This is a genomic window from Marinospirillum insulare DSM 21763 (genome assembly GCF_000686905.1).
In the GTDB taxonomy this organism is placed as follows: domain Bacteria; phylum Pseudomonadota; class Gammaproteobacteria; order Pseudomonadales; family Halomonadaceae; genus Marinospirillum; species Marinospirillum insulare.
Genome location: NZ_KK366037.1, coordinates 34,194 through 49,910 on the forward strand (window position 1 = coordinate 34,194; position 15,717 = coordinate 49,910).

17 protein-coding genes are annotated in these 15,717 nt (G+C 42.8%); 11 read left to right on the plus strand and 6 right to left on the minus strand.

Going from position 1 to position 15,717, the window contains the following annotated elements; genetic code table 11:
* Nucleotides 1-101: 101 nt before the first annotated feature.
* The 5 genes from BP27_RS0113835 to BP27_RS16890 all read right to left on the minus strand — a co-directional run bounded on the left by BP27_RS0113835 (nucleotide 102) and on the right by BP27_RS16890 (nucleotide 4,821).
* Nucleotides 102-386: a type II toxin-antitoxin system RelE/ParE family toxin gene (locus tag BP27_RS0113835; RefSeq protein ID WP_036240518.1), complete on the minus strand. Its 285-nt coding sequence runs from the start codon at nucleotides 384-386 to the stop codon at nucleotides 102-104.
* Nucleotides 383-592: an addiction module protein gene (locus tag BP27_RS0113840; RefSeq protein WP_027852031.1), complete on the minus strand. Its 210-nt coding sequence runs from the start codon at nucleotides 590-592 to the stop codon at nucleotides 383-385. Before BP27_RS0113840 ends, BP27_RS0113835 begins: the two co-directional genes overlap by 4 nt.
* A 93-nt stretch (nucleotides 593-685) precedes the next feature.
* Nucleotides 686-1,669, minus strand: a complete 984-nt coding sequence (locus tag BP27_RS16495) for an RpnC/YadD family protein (RefSeq protein ID WP_211251320.1) — start codon at nucleotides 1,667-1,669, stop codon at nucleotides 686-688.
* 340 nt (nucleotides 1,670-2,009) lie between these two features.
* Entirely contained in the window at nucleotides 2,010-3,101 is a 1,092-nt protein-coding gene (locus BP27_RS0113850) for a DcaP family trimeric outer membrane transporter (RefSeq protein ID WP_027852032.1), read from the minus strand.
* A gap of 301 nt (nucleotides 3,102-3,402) precedes the next feature.
* Nucleotides 3,403-4,821 carry a CYTH domain-containing protein gene (locus BP27_RS16890; RefSeq protein WP_051610598.1) on the minus strand — a complete coding sequence of 473 codons (1,419 nt, stop codon included), beginning with the start codon at nucleotides 4,819-4,821 and terminating at the stop codon, nucleotides 3,403-3,405.
* A gap of 122 nt (nucleotides 4,822-4,943) precedes the next feature.
* Here BP27_RS16890 and BP27_RS0113860 point away from each other — a divergent pair, with 122 nt between their 5' ends.
* The 9 genes from BP27_RS0113860 to BP27_RS0113900 all read left to right on the plus strand — a co-directional run bounded on the left by BP27_RS0113860 (nucleotide 4,944) and on the right by BP27_RS0113900 (nucleotide 12,725).
* The gene (locus BP27_RS0113860) at nucleotides 4,944-5,624 is read left to right on the plus strand and encodes a TIGR00153 family protein (RefSeq protein ID WP_027852033.1); all 681 of its coding nucleotides are present in this window, start codon (nucleotides 4,944-4,946) and stop codon (nucleotides 5,622-5,624) included.
* A 19-nt stretch (nucleotides 5,625-5,643) separates the two neighbouring features.
* The gene (locus BP27_RS0113865; protein WP_027852034.1) at nucleotides 5,644-6,906 is read left to right on the plus strand and encodes an inorganic phosphate transporter; all 1,263 of its coding nucleotides are present in this window, start codon (nucleotides 5,644-5,646) and stop codon (nucleotides 6,904-6,906) included.
* Nucleotides 6,899-8,215 carry an amino-acid N-acetyltransferase gene (gene argA / locus BP27_RS0113870; RefSeq protein WP_027852035.1) on the plus strand — a complete coding sequence of 439 codons (1,317 nt, stop codon included), beginning with the start codon at nucleotides 6,899-6,901 and terminating at the stop codon, nucleotides 8,213-8,215. Before BP27_RS0113865 ends, argA begins: the two co-directional genes overlap by 8 nt.
* A gap of 18 nt (nucleotides 8,216-8,233) precedes the next feature.
* Nucleotides 8,234-9,640 (plus strand): sensor histidine kinase, encoded by a 1,407-nt coding sequence (locus BP27_RS16505; protein ID WP_036240521.1) that lies wholly within the window; start codon nucleotides 8,234-8,236, stop codon nucleotides 9,638-9,640.
* Between the two features lie 4 nt (nucleotides 9,641-9,644).
* On the plus strand, nucleotides 9,645-9,944 hold the full coding sequence (locus tag BP27_RS0113880) for a hypothetical protein (RefSeq protein ID WP_027852036.1): 300 nt from the start codon (nucleotides 9,645-9,647) through the stop codon (nucleotides 9,942-9,944).
* 2 nt (nucleotides 9,945-9,946) lie between these two features.
* On the plus strand, nucleotides 9,947-10,816 hold the full coding sequence (locus BP27_RS0113885; protein ID WP_027852037.1) for a response regulator: 870 nt from the start codon (nucleotides 9,947-9,949) through the stop codon (nucleotides 10,814-10,816).
* A gap of 98 nt (nucleotides 10,817-10,914) precedes the next feature.
* Nucleotides 10,915-11,478 (plus strand): outer membrane beta-barrel protein, encoded by a 564-nt coding sequence (locus BP27_RS0113890; RefSeq protein WP_027852038.1) that lies wholly within the window; start codon nucleotides 10,915-10,917, stop codon nucleotides 11,476-11,478.
* A 152-nt stretch (nucleotides 11,479-11,630) separates the two neighbouring features.
* A complete protein-coding gene (locus BP27_RS0113895) occupies nucleotides 11,631-12,230 on the plus strand; it encodes a hypothetical protein (RefSeq protein WP_027852039.1) in 600 nt (199 codons plus the stop codon).
* A gap of 120 nt (nucleotides 12,231-12,350) precedes the next feature.
* Entirely contained in the window at nucleotides 12,351-12,725 is a 375-nt protein-coding gene (locus BP27_RS0113900) for a hypothetical protein (protein ID WP_027852040.1), read from the plus strand.
* Between the two features lie 50 nt (nucleotides 12,726-12,775).
* Here BP27_RS0113900 and BP27_RS17530 read toward each other — a convergent pair whose 3' ends face one another.
* Entirely contained in the window at nucleotides 12,776-12,901 is a 126-nt protein-coding gene (locus BP27_RS17530) for a hypothetical protein (RefSeq protein WP_281172157.1), read from the minus strand.
* Nucleotides 12,902-13,115: 214 nt separating this feature from the next.
* Between BP27_RS17530 and ilvD the strand changes: the two genes are divergently transcribed.
* Both ilvD and BP27_RS0113915 read left to right on the plus strand, forming a co-directional pair.
* A complete protein-coding gene (gene ilvD, locus BP27_RS0113910; RefSeq protein ID WP_027852041.1) occupies nucleotides 13,116-14,948 on the plus strand; it encodes a dihydroxy-acid dehydratase in 1,833 nt (610 codons plus the stop codon).
* Complete coding sequence (locus tag BP27_RS0113915) at nucleotides 14,926-15,651, plus strand: MliC family protein (RefSeq protein ID WP_027852042.1); 726 nt, start codon at nucleotides 14,926-14,928, stop codon at nucleotides 15,649-15,651. Before ilvD ends, BP27_RS0113915 begins: the two co-directional genes overlap by 23 nt.
* Nucleotides 15,652-15,717 lie beyond the last annotated feature (66 nt).

Below are 15,717 nucleotides of genomic sequence, written 5' to 3' on the forward strand. Positions count from 1 at the left end.
AAGCGGTCAAATGTATTAATGTATGGCATTTTCTTCTCCTCTTGGATTTGGTCAACCAAGCTTTTAAACTGCATTTCTAGTGGTGCTGGCAGTTTGCGGATTTAACCCAAAAGTTTTGGATTTTGACGGTTATCTAATACAGCTAGTATCAAAACTTGGCTGCCAAATATCTGGTAGTAAATAGAGTAGGGAAATTTACGTGCAACCATTCGGTAGCGATTATTAAACTGAGGATGAACACCTGCGAAAAACTGCAAACGGCCAATGTCTAGCATTAAGCTATCAACACAGTATTGCCCTAATGCTAAGTTGGTTTTTGAGTAAAAATATTTTGCATTAAGTAAGTCTTTCTCTGCTTCAGGTGTAAAGCAAATTGTATAGCTCATAACTTAAGAGAGCTACGTACTTCCTCGTAGCTACGCCAGCATTCAGGTTCGTTAACCTCATTTTCACGGGCATCTAATACTTTAAGGTGCCACTCAGGTGGTTGAAAGCTATCTTGATTTTTAATTAGAGCGCTCATCACAACTTCCATCAACTCAATCTGCTCACTTAATGGAAGCGCTTCTATTTTTTGAGTATCAATAATCATTTTTAACTCCTTAAATTAAGCTACTTAAAAAGTATAGCTGCTGTACTGGGTGATTACAGCGGATAAACACGGAAGGGTGGAGGTGGTAGTTTTTTATTCACTAGCTAGTTGAGTAACTTTTTCTAGTGGCAAGTTTAATACTTCAGCTATTTGTTCCTTGCTAAGCACACCTAACAATAACAACTGACGAGCAGAAGCTAGTTTTTCTTGCAAGGCACGTTCTTCAGCTTCTTGACGACCTTTCTCGAGACCTTTCACGAGGCCTTTTTCAAGTCCTTCTTGACGGCCTTCTTGACGACCATGTTGCATAGCTAAGCGGTCAAATGTATTAATGTATGGCATTTTCTTCTCCTCTTGGATTTGGTCAACCAAGCTTTTAAACTGCATTTCTAGTGGTGCTGGCAGTTTTATCATCCAGTCAATGATGTTAAATAATTCTACAACTTGTTCTCGGCTATAGCCACGTTCATAAAGGGTTCGAATTAAACCGAGTTTGCTGCTGAGCAGCAATTCACTATCTTTGACCCGCTTGGCTTTAATTTGTGCCATTACGATATGAGCAAACACATTATCGCTGGTTTCCAAGCTTTGCCAATCGGCTTCCCAGTCGATGAGTTTAGCGACTGGGTAAGAAAATAATAGTTTAAGCCCCCAATGGTGAAAGTTAAAAGTATCTGGCTGATAGTTGCGGTTGGTATCCGCTAAAACTGCTAGGCTTAGAACCTTCATTTTGTGGCGATCTTTAATGCGTGACCAATAAGTTAGCATTCGCTCGGCAAAGGCTTTGTCTGTACTGCCTTGTACTTCAACGTGAATTAATACCCATTCTTCACTGCCGTCTTTAGCATAAACCTTGATGAGTTGATCAGCATAGCGGCGGCCTACTTGGGCATCGGCGGTAATTTGTTGCAGCTCTTTATCTAAAAAGCTGTGGCCTTTAGTCCAGTCAATTTTGTCGTGAATATCAGTAAATAATAGTTGCAGAAATTCTTTAAAATACTTTTCTAAGGCTTTCTTCCAAGGGCTATCGTGGTCGGTTTTGGTGGCTGGTTGTTTGTTTTGGTTGTTGTCATTCATTAAGGCTCCCTCCCAGTTTTTTCGCGTTATTGAAACTTAGCAGCTGGGTGGGGTTTTCGCTAGTCGGCCTGAAGACCAACCTACATTTTTGAGCCACGGATTACACTGATATACACCCGAGTCACTATGAAGCTGAAAGCCTCGGCAGGCTGTAGATTACTTCGCTGCGCTCGTAATGACGGAGAAGGGAAGCTTGTAATGACGGCGGAAAGCCCGTAATAACAGGAAAAAGCTCGTAGGCTAGCAGCAATAATTTTTAGGCAAAATAAAACCCCCACCTTTTTACGGGCGGGGGTTTTTTGACTAACGCTATGCGAAAGCGACTGGATTAAACCAATGCTTAGAAAGCGTAACGTGCTTGTAGACGGAAAGTCATGTCTTTATCTGCAGCAGCACCACCATAAGGAGCAGCAGGCTCAGCAGCATCATCAGCACTTACCATATGAACTTCTGCACCCCATTCTAGGCCAGCGTCCATTTTGTAAATAGCGTTTACCCAGAACTGGGTATAGTCTTTGTCATCGCCATCATCCATGTACTGCTCAACCACTAGGTTGGTACGGATTTGATCATTAATTTTAAACTGACCCGCTAAAGAAACTGCGTTGTATTTATCTTGGTCTGAGTTGAAAGCTACTTTAGCAGTTGCTACATCAGCGATAGGTACTGCAGCGCTGGCGGTAAAACGTACTTTACCTTCAGATTTTTTATCATCACTGAGATCGTTAACTTGGTAATATTGAGCAGCAGCGAATAGACCTACACCACCCACTTTAGCTTTAAAGTTAGCAGTGATATCGGGAACAGCGCTGGTGTTAGAATTCTTATTGCCATCAGTTACAGCGGTGTAACCTCCATTACCATCGGGAACTCTACCCTTATCATCTAATGCTACGCCCTTTTCGTTCACAATAGCATTACCACTGTTCTGACTACGGTCTTCTAGTGCAATACCTACCGACATATCATCGCCTAGGCTAATATTTTTACCTAACACAGCGTTACGGTTAGCCCAAGAAGAAGTGATGGCATTACCGTTAGCATCTAGGGTTTCACCTAAACCATTCAGGTTAGCAAAGAAAGACCAAGTTTGGCCTGCTACCCAGCCATCATACATAATGGCCGCATGACGTAAACGGTAGTCACCTGCTGCTGCATCACCATCACTCCAGTCATTTTCATACAAAACAGTTACATCACCAGCAGAGGTTTTTTTGGTGTAAGCAACGTTCAAACGAGACGTACCTAAATCCATAACATAGTTAGCATCACCCGCATCTGGCATTTCCCATACAGCTTGGGCTGCAACAAAGCCACCAATTTTTAAAGTGTGATCATCATTGTCTACAACAGTTGCTGCATTTGCAGCGGAAGCAACAGCGAGTGCTAGGGGAAGTGCAAGGGTACCTGCAATTTTAGTGCGCAGTTTCATAGCGTATTTACCTTTTATTTATTATTAAATCAAAAACTATAGTTTTGGGTTCAACTTGCGGCTTGGTGTTACTCCTTGCCGCCGAGATGCAGATTCTCATGCTTATTTAGGGCTTGTCAATCACTTGGCAAAGCTTTACTAGACTAAAGTATTAGGCTTAAAAAGCTATGTTTAGTCCTTTTGTAACAATTGATTTATATCATTTACTTATTTTTATCTAACCGCAAAAGCTGATATAACCTAAAAAACTTTTTATTGAGTTATTTACCACTAGTAAACCTATTTTTGTTGGTGGGTCTTGCTAGGTTTCTACCCAAAGGGCTTGCGCCAACCTACCTAGGTAGAGCAAAACGCTGGGTTGTTCTGCTAAAACTTTTTTTCTTATATTTTCTGGTAATTTTTTTAGTTCCAATAGCTGTTGGTAGCCTTTTAATAGCTCTATGGCTTGTTGCATTTGTTTGATTAGCTGCAAGTTTTCTTTGGCTTGGGGTTTTACTGCTGCCAATAATAGCTCTACCCTTACTAAAGAAGGGTAGCGGTCTAACCAAACATTTATTTGCATGGGCTGTTGTGGCAAACCTAACTTGGCAATGGCTTGGTTTAAGAGTTGCTCGGCTTTATTTTGTTGGCTACAGGCTTGTAAGTTTTGGCTAGTAAACAAGCTTTCAATAATCTGTAAGCTAGCTTGGCCTACCCAGTTTTTATGCCATAAGCGTCGGTATTCACTGCGGCGCTGGGCATAGCCTGTGTTTAATGATCGCCACTCAGCATCAGATGCAGTTAAGGATAGTTTTTGCAGTGCTTTATCTTGCCAACAGCTATTAACCCAGGGTAAAAACGCATCGGTTAATTGTTTAACTGAAGCTATCGCCGCTTGTAGTTGTGCCTCTGAACATAAACGCTGCGCTAGCACTAATAAGGCATGTAGGCGTAGCAAGGCTCTGTGGGCGAGTAATAGCTCGCCTTCATTAGCATTAAATGCCCAGTTTTCATGCGCCAGCACCCATTGGTTTACTTCTTCTATGGCTAGGTGAATTAAGTCGGTAAAACTCACCGCTGCTTTTTCTAGGGCGGGTGGTGGTTTTTGTCTAACCTGGTCTGTGCCTTTTAATAACCTTAAACCCCTTTCGGCTTTACTCAGCACACCCAAATGCAGGGGCAGGTTTGCGGCTAGCTGATGGGCGAGTTTGAATAGACTGGCGGGTTCACCCTGTTTTAATTCTAGCTCTAGCTCGCAAAGGCTGTCTGCCGCGGTTATAACTGAATTTTGTTGGTTAGGCAGGGTGACTTCACCCAGGTCTGCTGCTGCTTCTATTAGTGTGCTGGGGTTATCCGCGTCGCTAACTAGCCAGGTTTGGCGGGTAAAGTTGGTGCTAAATTGGGCTGTTAGCTGGTTTTGCCAAGCGGGGTTAATCAAGCCTTCAGGAAAAAGGGCTAGGTTAAGTTCACCCTGGTCTAAGGGCATCTCCCATTCGCCCCGCTGACTTAATGCACCCAGACTGCTACCACTGGTTTTTAAAGTTTGCACCCAGCTATGGGCGTTAAACCTTAAGCGTAACGCTGCCTTGGCTTGGTTTAGCTGTAGGTCGGGTGTATCAAAATAGGTGTTTTCTAGCCGCCTTACATCTTGAGGTTGGGCGTTTAACTGCTGCATTTGTGCTTCTAATAGCTTAAAGTCTGCTTGCCTAACCAGCAGCTTTAATTCAATTTCTTTTGCCATAAGCCCTCCTTAGTGCATATTTATGTTAAAAGACTGTGACATTAGCCTAGGGCAACTTTTATAATGCCTGGCAATTGCATTCCGATTCTTATTTTAAGGTACTCACTTTAAGGTACTCATGTATGACAACCAACAACCCCCTTTCGATGCTTTTTGGACGCTCTCCTTTTGGTCCATTACAAGAGCATATAGACAAAACTTATGCAGCCACCCAGCTACTTAAACCTTTTATGGTGGCTGTGCTTGCTAATGATTGGGTAGAAGCCAAGGCAATACGTAAGCGTATCAGTAAATTAGAACAAGAGGCAGACGACTTAAAGCGTGAAATTCGTTTGGGCTTGCCGAATAGTTTATTTATGCCTGTTTCGCGTAGTGACCTATTAGAGCTGGTTGCGCAACAAGATAAAATTGCCAATAAGGCTAAGGATATTGCTGGCTTAATGCTGGGCCGTAAAATGCAAATTCCTGAATCTATGGCTGAACCTATGATTGGCTTTATTAACAGTGGCATAGAAGCGGTTGAACAAGCCCAGCGTACCATTAATGAAATAGACAAGCTTTTAGGCTCTGGTTTTGGTCGCCAGGTGACTGAGCTGCTAACCAAAATGATAAAAACTCTAGACAAGTTAGAGCAGGTTACTGATGAGCTAGAAATAAAAGTGCGCGCACAGTTATTTAAACTAGAACAAGAGTGGCCCCCCGTTGATGTTATTTTTCTTTACAAGGTAATTGATTGGGTGGGTGATTTAGCAGACCGTGCGCAACGCGTAGGTGGTCGTTTACAAATTATGATGGCTCGTTAACCCAGCTTTAAGGTTTTTTATGTCTATTATTCTTGAACACGGCAATAGCTTTTTACTTTTAGCCTGTTTGTTTGGTTTTTTTATGGCTTGGGGTATAGGTGCTAACGACGTAGCTAATGCTATGGGTACTTCGGTTGGCTCTAAAGCCATTACCATTAAGCAAGCCATAATTATTGCCATTATTTTTGAGTTTGCGGGTGCTTGGTTGGCAGGAGGTGAAGTTACTTCCACCATACGCAAAGGCATAGTGGATACCAGCAGCTTTGCAGATAGGCCAGAGTTATTGGTGTATGGCATGTTGGCTTCTTTGTTAGCAGCGGGCATTTGGTTATTGTTGGCTAGCTATAAAGGCTGGCCTGTGTCTACTACCCATTCCATCGTCGGTGCCATAGTGGGCTTTGCCGCAGTGGGTATTTCGGTTGATGCGGTGTATTGGAGTGGCGTGGCTGGTATAGCTATGAGCTGGGTTACTTCGCCTTTAATGGCGGGTACTTTAGGGTTTTTGCTATTTAAAAGTTTACAAAAACTTATTTTTGAAGCCAAAGACCCCTTCTCAGCCGCTAAAAGGTACGTTCCTTTTTATACCTTTATCGTGGGTTTTATTGTTGCCCTAGTCACCTTCACCAAAGGCTTCAAACATTTAGGTTTAGATATTTCTTCAATGGAAGCCCTGCTTTATTCCATTATTGCTGGCTTTGCCTTGGCACTGGTAAGTGTTTATATGAAAAAAAGCATTCAACCAGATGCCAACAAGGGCAAGCTGCAAATTGAGAATGTAGAAAAAGTATTTGCTTTATTAATGGTGTTCACTGCCTGTGCTATGGCTTTTGCGCATGGTTCTAACGATGTCGCTAATGCCATCGGCCCAGTAGCGGCCATTATTGGGGTTATTCAAGCGGGTGGTGAGGTGTTAGATAAGGTCAACACGCCGTCTTGGGTACTGCTAATAGGTGGTGGCGGTATAGTGGCGGGTTTGGTGATGTATGGTCACCGTGTTATTGCTACCGTAGGTACTAACATTACTGAACTAACCCCCAGCCGTGGTTTTGCTGCTACCTTAGCAACGGCTAGTACAGTGGTGGTTGCTTCGGGTATAGGTATGCCTATTTCGACTACTCACACGCTAGTAGGCGCTGTTTTAGGCGTGGGTTTAGCACGCGGTTTAGCCGCTATTAATATGCGTGTAGTCGGGAGTATTTTTGCATCTTGGCTAGTGACTCTGCCTGCGGGTGCCATTTTATCGGTGATTATCTTCTTTATATTGAAGGCTTCTTTTGGCTAAGCTCAACCTAGATCAGCAAGTAAGCTGGTTTCGTAATGCGTCACCTTACATTAACGCCCATCGTGGGCGTACTTTTGTTCTTCACCTAGATGGTGACGCACTGAGTTCAGCTAGTTTGCGTGAACTAATTACCGATATAGCTTTGCTTAACTCTTTGGGGGTGCGCCTGGTTATTACCTTTGGCGCTCGCTCTCAAGTGCGTGAAGCTTTAACTAGCGGTGATATTGCTTGGCAGGAGCATCAAGGGCGCTTAGTGGTTGATAAACAACGCCTACCTACTATTTTGTCTTGTGTGGGTAGTTTGCGTGCCGAACTAGAAGCTAAGCTATCTATGGGTTTAGCTAATTCACCCATGCATGGCGCTGGTTTAAGGGTGATGAGTGGCAATTTAATTACTGCTCGCCCCTTAGGTATTAGAGCAGGTATAGATATGCATTTTTGCGGTGAAGTTCGCAAGGTGCAGGTTAAGAGTATTCAGGCTTTACTAGACCAAGGCATGTTGGTGTTGCTGCCACCTTTGGGTTATTCACCTACTGGCGAAGCCTTTGATCTAGACGCTGAACAGGTGGCAACAGCGGTGGCGACCCAGCTTAATGCAGACAAGTTAATTTTATTTGGCAGTGCTGAGGGTTTAAAAGATTCTAAAGGACAGCTAATACGCGACCTTAACCCTGAAGCTGCCGAAACCTTGTTAGCTGACTTAACCGACCAACCCCTGCTAAAAAGGCACTTACAAGCCGCCTGCATTGCTAGCCGACAAGGGGTCGCTAGAACTCACCTGCTTAGTTACAAGCGAAATGGTGCGTTACTTCTCGACTTATTTACCCGTGATGGTGATGGTACGCTGATTACCCAACTCAGCTATGAAACCCTGCGTGGGGCTAAAATTGAAGATGTGGGTGGTTTGTTGGCCTTATTGCGCCCTTTAGAGGAGTCTGGCGTTTTAGTTAGACGTTCTCGTGAACTGCTAGAAGCTGAAATAGAGCGTTTTACTGTTATTGACTTAGATGGCAGTATAATCGCCTGCGCTGCCCTCTACCCTTACCCTGAAGTTCACCAAGCGGAATTAGCTTGTGTGGTGGTTCATCCTGAATACCGCCATAGCCAACGTGGCGACAGGCTATTAGAGAGCATTGAAAAACAAGCCCGTGCGGCTGGCATTAACCAGCTTTTTGTACTAACAACCCATACCGCCCACTGGTTTTTAGAAAGAGGCTTTGCCCCAGCACAGGTAGAACAACTACCCGCAGCTCGCCAAGCACTTTATAACTGGCAGCGTAACTCACAGGTATTCTGCAAGGCGCTATAAACTGCAAGGCTAGATAAAATGAAACTGCTACGCCCCGCTAACCTTTCCCTAATGCAGCTAGTCTTATTAGGTTTTGCTGGGGTGGTTTTGCCTTTAGTGTTACTGGTGGTGCAAGCAACCAGCGCTTACCGTGAACTTTCTACCCAAGCTGGTTTAACAGCCCGAGAAGCCGTTGCCTTTACTCGCCGCTCTCAGTCATTACAAACCCTTGCCTTAGATATGGAACGCCTTAGCCGCCAATACTTGGTTGTTGAAGACCCTACCCTGCTAGAGCTACTGACTAGCCAACTCAGCAGCTTTGAACAGCTAGTAAAACAGCCTTACCTACTCTTTCCTGTTACTTCTGCACAAGAATCGCTTGAAGCCTTGTTAAATGAACAACCTGAAGTTTTTTCTGGCTTTGCGTATTTTTCTCAGCTAGTCGATTTAACCGATAGCCTAACCAGCCAAACACAACAAAGCGTAGATAAACGCTTACAAGCCATGCAACAACAACTAGAAGCTTTACAAGAACAGTTAATTTGGCAATTTTTATTGCTGGTTAGCTTATCGCTTTTATTGGTTATTTATTTTACTTGGCGGTTATTGCGCCCCATTGATTACCTACAAAAACGCATAGGTTCTTTAGCTAATTCGCATAACAATAAAAAAACGCAGCCTTTACAAAAAGGGCCCACTGAATTAATACAGCTAGACCTTCGCTTAAATTGGTTAGAAGAACAACTTAATGAAATTGAACAACAAAAAGCTCAGTTTTTACGGCATATTTCACATGAGTTAAAAACACCTTTAGCCAGTATTCGTGAGGCAGGTGATTTATTACATGAAGAAGTATTGGGTGGGCTTACCCCTTCACAAAAGGAAGTAACAGGGCTTTTAGAACAAAATAGCCGACGCTTACAACAACTTATAGAACAACTACTCGACTACAACCTGCTACAAGGTAAAAAGCAGCTAGCTAGTGCACCAATAAAATTACAGCAACTGGTTGGGCAATTATTAGAACCTTGGCAACCTTTGTTAGAAAAGCGAAAACAGCAGCTAGTATTACCTGAAGAGAAGTTAAAACTAACGGGTGATATTTCATTATTGCGCAGTGCGTTAGATAACTTATTAACCAACGCTTTACACTATGGTGATACGAGTCAACCCATTCACCTTCGCGCTGGTATTACTGCTAGCAACCAGTGGATAGAAGTCGAAAATGCTGGGGAGGCTATTCCGCCCCAAGAGCAGGCTAGATTATTTGAACCCTTTTACCAAGGCAGCAGCCGCCGCAAGGGCGCGGTTAAGGGGTCTGGTTTAGGCTTATCTATAGCTGCAGATTGCATGAAGGCTCATGGCGGCCAATTAGTGCTAAAAACTTCGCAAAAAAACTGCATCGTTTTTAGGTTAAACTGGCCAACAAGTACAATACAGGAATAAGCGTGTGTCCAAATACCAACATTTTTTTCTTTATGCTTTGATGCTTACACTCCTAGCAGGTTGTGAATTTTTACCCCAGAAAAATACTGCACCTTCCAGCAGTGAGAATAACACTTGCGCGTGTGATGAAGAACAACGCTTAGCCTTGCAGCAAGACATGGAAGTTTTAAAAACTGAACTAGGGCTGGCTAAAAAGCAGCTGCACCAACTTGAAGTAGAGCGCGATCAGCTAAAAGCCAAGTTAGATGCCCTAACTGCAATAGAGCGAAGTTTGCACGAACGTAAGCAACGCCAGAGTAATTAATTATGAAACTTCTTCCAGAAACAAAAGTAAGCGAACACCCAGCGCAGCTATTATTGGTAGACGATGACCTAAGCCTGCTTAAATTGCTTTCATTACGTTTAGAAAGTGCCGGGCACCAGGTAGTTACCGCAGAAAGTGGGCCAGAAGCACTAGAAATTTTAAAACAGTTTACGCCAGACTTGGTTCTTTCAGATTTGCGTATGGATGAAATGGATGGCTTGGCTTTGTTTGAAGAAATTCAACAAAGCTACCCAGGTTTGCCGGTTATTATTCTTACCGCCCACGGCACTATTCCTGATGCAGTACAAGCCACCCGCTGTGGTGTAGCAGGCTTTTTAACTAAACCGGTAGATAAAAATCAACTCTTCAGCTTAATAGATGAGCTAAAAGGTACACGACCTGTTGATACCAGCAACAAAGACTACCCAGATGTACTTAACCGCAGCCCTTTATTAGTGCAACTAATGGCCAAACAGCTACTTAATGAAGCAGCCAACCGCCTAGAAAGCCAAGCCAACGGCTTTGCACCTGAAGCCTTAGAGCTGCTAGCCAAAACCCCCTGGCCAGGTAGTGTGCGCCAGCTACAGGGTGTTATTGAACAGTGCGCTGGTTTAACCAACCAGCCAATGATTACTGCGGAATTAGTAAACCGAATTTTAACCGATGAAACAACCGACCTACCCCACCTAAGCGATGCCCGAGCTGAGTTTGAAAAAGCTTATTTAATTAAAGTGCTTCGCCTGGCTGAAGGCAAGGTAACCAAAGCCGCTGAATTAGCAGGCAGAAACAGAACGGATTTTTATAAGTTATTAAATAAACATGGGCTGGAAGCAGCAAGGTTTAAAGAAGAGGCTAAGAGTGTAAAGTTGTAAAAAATAAACATGGTTTCAAATGAGTCACTAATTTTATAAACTTTACTTTGTTATTGATTAAGCCACTAAAACTTTAATAAAACTAAAGAGGTTTTTACATGAAAAAGAAACTACTTAGCCTAGCTGTTGCTAGCCTAGTTGTTGCTGGAACTGCCCAAGCAGACTTAAACTACAACTATCTAGAGGGTGGTTTGGGCTTATGGAGCCCCGATAGCCAAACTCTAATTGGCCCAGATGTTCGTGGCTCTTTTGCTATTAATGAAAATGTATTTGCTTATGGTGGCTTGCGTTTTTTAACTGATGATATTGACTACACCAACTTCCACTTAGGTGCTGGCTACCGTTTTGGTATTGATGATAAAACCGACCTTTGGGCGGGTGGTAATATTGAATACCAGAAAGTTGAGATTTGTTTTTCAGGTTTTGGCTGTGGTAGCGCAAATGACACTGGCCTTGCTTTGCGCGGTGGAGCAAGACACCAGCTAAATGATGAGTTAGAGCTAGGTGGAACACTACGCTTAGTGACTGGTGACTTCGACTATGTTGGTATTAACGGCCATGCTCGTTATTTTTTAGCTGAAAACTTAGATTTTAAAGGCGAACTAGATATCCAAGATGGCGATCTAGGCTTGTTTGCAGGTGTAACTTATTATTTTAAGTAAATCTTAGTTAAAACCAATCTAGATCAAGGTATTCCTAACAACTTTGCCTATCACTTAGTTACTAGACTAAATGATAGGCATTTTTTTTGACAAAAAAAAATACTGGAATAAAATACCTTTGCATTTTTGCAATTAAATAAAAGGGACTAACTGTGATTAAAAGAGTATTACTAACCGCTATTTTTTTTGTTGTCGCTTTACCAGTAACTAGCCATGCAGATCTTATTATTGGCGCAAATATAAGCAAAAGCCTAAGTGCAGATTTAGACTTAGAGAATGATTGGGACTCTATAAGTTTAGACTTAGATACCAGCACCACCTCTTTCTATATTGGTACTAAAAACAATAAAAATAATCGCTTTCTAGTTACTTTTGATAATATGAAGGTTGATGTAGGTAACTACTCTTCAAAAGCAACTGGCTTTCGTCTTGATTGGCAGTTTGTTTACACAGAAGAAAAAGTAAAACCCTACTGGGGATTAGGTTTTGGTGTGTATAGCCTTAAAGAGGCTCCACTAGTACCCGATGAAAAACAATCGGGTGTTTCTTTTCAAGCAATGGGTGGTGCTAAAATTGACCTAACTGAAAATCTAGAGTTAGATTTACAATTACAGTTTCAAGGCATTGTTTGGCAAGATGTTGAAGAATACATTTGTAACTACACCTATTACAGCTCTTACTGCTATACAGAAACTACTTCAATGAGTAGCAGCATTATTAGCGCTGGCGTTGGCTTAGCATATAAGTTTTAAGTAAGTAAAATACATCTAAAACACAAGAAAAAGCCTTGCAAAATAAAAAACATTTAGTAATATCAATCAAGCAAAATTATCAAACTAACACCTGAGTAAAATATTTAAATAAGGATTTTTATGAAAACTTTAAAAACAGTCTTAGTGCTTGCAGCCTTGCTTGTATTTGCTGGATGCTCAACCAATGCTCGATTAGGCCAGTTCACTGCAGCTTCTTCTATGAACGTGCGCAACATGGACTATAGTATTGAGAACCAAACAGAGGCACATGTTAAAGGTGAGTCTTGCTTCCAAACGATCACTTTTTTCACTTTAGGCAATACTGATGACCGCCTACAACGTGCTATGGATGATGCTATTCAAAAGGGTCGCAAAAACGTAAGCTCTGGCGACTTACTGGTGAATGTGCGCATCAATATGTCTTCATTTAATGTACCGTTTTATCATAAAAACTGCTACGAAGTAGAAGGTGATTTGGTTTCACTTGATAAGTAATTCTAGCTAATTAAAAAGCTAACACTGCTCTACGGGTAATGTTAGCTTTTTTAATGTTTCTTCTGCCATTTTGTACGGTAGCCTTTACGATTGGCATCTAGGTCTGATTGATACTCATCCGATTCATAAGCATCTAGTAGCTCTTGCTCTTCTATATCTAAATTAACTTTTGTCACTACCTACCTCCATACATTTCTTAGTAGCTTTACGGCTTGCACTAATTATTATAAAAAAATTTATAAACGCGTAAACGATACGTCAATTTTTTGATAGGGTGTACAACGCTTGTAAATTAATCGTTCGAGTGGCGCCTGCTACTATAAAACCCTGCCATAAAAAAGTAGAATGTTAAGATTACTTTTTTACCTAGCTATTTACTGAGGTTTTCCCATGCCTGTTTATCGTTCTCGTACTACTACTGCTGGCCGCAATATGGCTGGTGCTCGTGCTTTGTGGCGTGCCACGGGCATGAAAGATGATGATTTCCAAAAGCCCATTATTGCTGTGGTCAATTCTTTTACTCAGTTTGTACCTGGCCATGTGCATTTAAAAGATATGGGGCAATTGGTTGCACGCCAAATTGAAAAAGCCGGTGGCGTTGCTAAAGAATTTAACACCATAGCTGTCGATGACGGTATTGCGATGGGTCACGATGGTATGCTTTATTCACTGCCTAGCCGCGATTTAATCGCTGATTCCGTTGAATATATGGTGAATGCGCACTGCGCTGATGCCATGGTGTGCATTTCTAACTGTGACAAAATTACTCCCGGAATGCTTATGGCTGCTATGCGCCTGAATATTCCAGTTATTTTTGTTTCAGGCGGCCCTATGGAGGCGGGTAAAACCAAGCTTTCTGAGCATAATCTAGATTTAGTCGATGCTATGGTGATTGCGGCATCTGATGCTTCAGATGATGATGTAACTGAATATGAGCGCTCGGCTTGCCCTACCTGTGGTTCTTGTTCCGGTATGTTTACGGCTAACTCGATGAACTGTCTAACTGAAGCTTTAGGCTTATCCTTACCTGGTAATGGCACTATGTTGGCAACTCATGCTGATCGTCGCACCTTGTTTGAACAAGCCGGCGAGCAAATTGTTAGCATTACACGCCAGCACTATGAAGAAGATGATTATTCTGTGCTGCCACGCTCTATCGCTAATAAAGCAGCCTTCAATAATGCCATGACCTTAGATATTACTATGGGTGGCTCTACTAACACTATTTTGCACCTGCTAGCTTTGGCTCAAGAAGCTGAAGTCGATTTCACCCTAGCAGATATCGACCAACTATCTAAAAAAGTGCCTCAGCTGTGCCAAGTTGCACCCAATAACCCTGCTTATCATGTTGAAGATGTTCACCGCGCTGGGGGCATTTTTGGTATTTTAGGCGAGTTAGACCGTGCTGGTTTGTTAGATACCAGCTTACCAACCATTCATAGTAAAACTTTGGCTGAAGCGATAGATACTTGGGATATAGTGCGTAACTCTTCGCCTGAAGTGCAAAAGTTTTACCGTGCTGGGCCGGCGGGCATTCCTACCCAAGAAGCTTTTAGCCAAGATACTCGCTGGAATAATTTAGACGCTGACCGTGAAAGTGGCTGTATTCGCAACCTAGAAAATGCCTATTCATTAGACGGTGGTTTAGCGGTGCTTTACGGCAACTTAGCTGAAGATGGTTGCGTAGTTAAAACGGCGGGTGTTGCTGAAGAAATTTTAGTTTTCCGTGGTAAAGCACACGTTACTGAATCCCAGGATGAAGCGGTTGCTAACGTATTAAGCGATAAAGTAAAAGCGGGCGATGTGGTAATAGTGCGTTACGAAGGCCCGAAAGGTGGCCCGGGTATGCAAGAAATGCTTTACCCCACCAGTTACATAAAATCCAAAGGTTTAGGTGAGGTTTGCGCGCTGTTAACTGATGGGCGTTTTTCAGGTGGTACTTCAGGTTTGTCGATTGGTCATGCCTCACCCGAAGCAGCCGCTGGTGGTGCAATTGGCTTGGTGGAAGATGGCGATTCCATTTTAATCGACATTCCTAACCGTACCATTAATGTTGAAATTAGTGATGAAGAAATGGCTAAGCGCCGTGCCGCCCAAGATGCTAAAGGCTGGAAACCTGCTAAACCGCGTGAACGTAAGGTTTCTGCTGCGCTTAAAGCCTATGCCATGCTAGCCACTTCTGCGGACAAGGGTGCAGTGCGTGACCTTAGTAAGTTGGATTAAAGCAAGCTCGAATAAAACAGGCTGGGCTAAACTAGCCCGCCTTGCCTGTTTGTTGGCCACTGGTCTGCTAGTCGCTTGTACCTCTATTCCAAAACTAGAGCAAGCGACTCAGGCAGACTTTTGGTTGTGTGAAGACGGCAGCTTAATAGAAACTCGCTTAGGTAAAGAGCAGCTCTGGTTACAGCTGCCTGCTTCAACCCATTGGCTAGCTTTACCGCAACAAAGAGCTGCTTCAGGGGCACGTTATTCTAATAATGAAGGCACTTCCGTTTGGAATAAAGGCCATCGTTCCAGAATAGCGACGCCTGAAATAACTTGGCAAAACTGCCAACGTACTGCTTCAGGAAAACCTGGCGAATTAGAAAAACCTAAGCTAGTGGCAGGCACCAATACTTCACCCGATGCTGTGGTTTTAAAAGCTAGCGGTCATAACCCCGGCTGGACACTAGAAGCCAAACAAAATGGTCAGCTAGTCCTCTTGCAAAACTTTGGTACACAACGTATAACGTTTAAAGATTCCAAGGTTATTGAGCAGGATTTAATAAAAACACTCAGCCAAGCTAAAGATCCCGATGGCAACCTGCTAAAGTACAAGGTAGAAAACATACTTTGCATTGAAATAAACACTGGAGAACCTTTCCCACACCGTGTAGAGATACATTATTTAAACAAAAAAATGCAAGGTTGTGGACGAAGCTTTTAACCACTAACCTATAAACAACATATTATTCCAGCACACCCCCACAACTCAGGTTGTGGGGGTGTGCTT

Excerpts from the sequence above, each read along its gene's own strand:
- BP27_RS0113835 (WP_036240518.1), bottom strand. The coding sequence starts at position 386 with ATGAGCTATACAATTTGCTTTACACCTGAAGCAGAGAAAGACTTACTT.
- BP27_RS16495 (WP_211251320.1), bottom strand. The coding sequence starts at position 1,669 with ATGAATGACAACAACCAAAACAAACAACCAGCCACCAAAACCGACCAC.
- BP27_RS0113890 (WP_027852038.1), top strand. The coding sequence starts at position 10,915 with ATGAAAAAGAAACTACTTAGCCTAGCTGTTGCTAGCCTAGTTGTTGCT.
- BP27_RS16505 (WP_036240521.1), top strand. The coding sequence starts at position 8,234 with ATGAAACTGCTACGCCCCGCTAACCTTTCCCTAATGCAGCTAGTCTTA.
- BP27_RS0113860 (WP_027852033.1), top strand. The coding sequence starts at position 4,944 with ATGACAACCAACAACCCCCTTTCGATGCTTTTTGGACGCTCTCCTTTT.
- BP27_RS16890 (WP_051610598.1), bottom strand. The coding sequence starts at position 4,821 with ATGGCAAAAGAAATTGAATTAAAGCTGCTGGTTAGGCAAGCAGACTTT.
- ilvD (WP_027852041.1), top strand. The coding sequence starts at position 13,116 with ATGCCTGTTTATCGTTCTCGTACTACTACTGCTGGCCGCAATATGGCT.
- BP27_RS0113885 (WP_027852037.1), top strand. The coding sequence starts at position 9,947 with ATGAAACTTCTTCCAGAAACAAAAGTAAGCGAACACCCAGCGCAGCTA.
- BP27_RS0113900 (WP_027852040.1), top strand. The coding sequence starts at position 12,351 with ATGAAAACTTTAAAAACAGTCTTAGTGCTTGCAGCCTTGCTTGTATTT.
- BP27_RS0113865 (WP_027852034.1), top strand. The coding sequence starts at position 5,644 with ATGTCTATTATTCTTGAACACGGCAATAGCTTTTTACTTTTAGCCTGT.
- BP27_RS0113840 (WP_027852031.1), bottom strand. The coding sequence starts at position 592 with ATGATTATTGATACTCAAAAAATAGAAGCGCTTCCATTAAGTGAGCAG.
- BP27_RS0113850 (WP_027852032.1), bottom strand. The coding sequence starts at position 3,101 with ATGAAACTGCGCACTAAAATTGCAGGTACCCTTGCACTTCCCCTAGCA.